The 1777-nt window shown below is 41.6% G+C and carries 2 protein-coding genes and 1 pseudogene; all 3 read right to left on the reverse strand.

The window, feature by feature from the left end; translation table 11 throughout:
- On the reverse strand, nt 1-1113 hold a 1113-nt coding region (locus B4N75_RS07155; protein ID WP_296707000.1), incomplete at its 3' end, for an iron-containing alcohol dehydrogenase.
- Nucleotides 1114-1191: 78 nt separating this feature from the next.
- A complete protein-coding gene (locus B4N75_RS07160; protein ID WP_296707002.1) occupies nt 1192-1485 on the reverse strand; it encodes a flagellar biosynthesis anti-sigma factor FlgM in 294 nt (97 codons plus the stop codon).
- A 19-nt stretch (nt 1486-1504) separates the two neighbouring features.
- A pseudogene (locus B4N75_RS07165) lies at nt 1505-1777 on the reverse strand (rRNA (cytidine-2'-O-)-methyltransferase); the annotation flags it as partial.

Genomic DNA, 1777 nt, shown 5'->3' on the forward strand with positions numbered 1-1777 from the left:
GTCGCTTGTCATTGAACACGGCATAAAATTTATCCAGTCGGTCGAAGCCGCATCTTCGGCAACAGCGGCAAGCTGCTCAATTGTTACAGAAAGCTCTTTTAAACGAAGCGGCAGATTTTCTTTTGCGAGACGTTCACGGATATTGTCTGCAAAAGCCTGGGCCTGCTCTGCCTCAGAATCTTTTTTTTCAATTCCAAAGAAGTTCGCAAATTTTGCAACACGGTCAGCCTTGAATTTTGCGCAAAATTCAATCACGTATGGAAAAATAACCGAGGCAACAAGAGGACGGCTTATCTTAAATCTAGCATTTACCGCAAGAGCCAGAAGTCCTGCCGGGCCAAAAGACGATGCGCTAGACGCAAGACTTGCCAGACATCCTCCTTCAAAAAGCAATTCTTCTTTTGACGTCGTAATATTCAGAGAATTTGAACCATCGAGAGCCAAACGCAAAAGTTCTGCCGATTTTTCTGCGGTCATATCGCTAAAAAAGTTCGCTTTTTGAGAAAAATAACTTTCCGCCGCAAGACAGACGCTTTCCACAGCCATTGAAAAAGTTTGATTTTCGGTCAGCGTAACAGACATTGCAGGGTCAAAAACTGTAGTTTTGCAAAGCGCATTCTGAACTTTTAAAAGTTTTAAACCGTTCGTCCGAGAATCACAAATTGCAATTCTATCTGTAAAAACACCCGGACACCTGCAAGTCGTGCTCAGCACAACAAGCGGAAGCGGAGATTTTGAAGGGACTGCGCCATCCGCAAAGTCATAGATACTTTTTTCTTCGTAAAAAAATGCAGCGACACAGCGGGCGATTTCTATGGTTTTTCCGCCGCCAACTGCAATCACCGCCTGAATATGAGAATTTTTTGCAAGATTGAGAGCAGAAGCCGCAGCCTTTGTATCTGCCGACTCCGCAATTTCGTCAAAAATAAAAAAATCAACTCCACGGTCAGAAAGAGCCTGTGTAATTTTGTCCGCAGCGCCCACAGAACGCAAGACAGGATCCAAAACAAGCATAAACCTTTTTCCAAACTCGCAGGCAAACTGTCCAAGCCGGCTTGCAGCATAAGAAGAAATAATCACATTAGGCGAAACTCTAAACACAAAATCTGTCATACGCAGCCAGTCCTCCAAACTAAACAAAAAAAGCAGAACAAAATGTTCTGCTTCTAAAGTAATCAATAAACGGTTAAGTTAAAAACCCCAGGAATCCAAAATACGATCTGCGGCTGAACCAATTGTTACAGAATTTAAATAATTTGGATCTTTTATTTTTTCTTTAACAGAGGCAACAAGGTCAGAACGAACATCTGGAGTTTCTTCTGCAACCTGGCTCAAAAAATATGCTCTTGCAGCTTCTTTTGCTTCGTCAGAAACGTTGATTGAATCAGAAGTATCTGTAATAGAAGTTCTTTCCATGCCATTAGTACGGCGAGAGCTCTGTACATTGTTGATTGGATTGATTCCATTAATGTTCTGTACCATCATTTTAAACCTACCTTACTTCTTAATTATCGGCATTATCTTCCGAAAGTTGAGCATTTTTATTGCCCGAAATAAAAACTGCGAATTCTCCCAAAACCTTAGCTCTTGAAGAAAATTCGACACGCATCTCTTCTGCCGTACCGCCAATAATTTCTTCGTGCATTTTTGTCAGCTCGCGACCAACAACAACGCGCCGTGTACTATCAATATCGGCTATATCAGTCAAAAGTTTAACAATTCTAAACGGAGATTCATATAAAACAACAGCATCTCCAGTTGCCAAAAGCTCTCTAAG

Origin of the sequence: Treponema sp. UBA7570 (assembly GCA_002477955.1) — a bacterium.
Classification (GTDB): domain Bacteria; phylum Spirochaetota; class Spirochaetia; order Treponematales; family Treponemataceae; genus Treponema_D.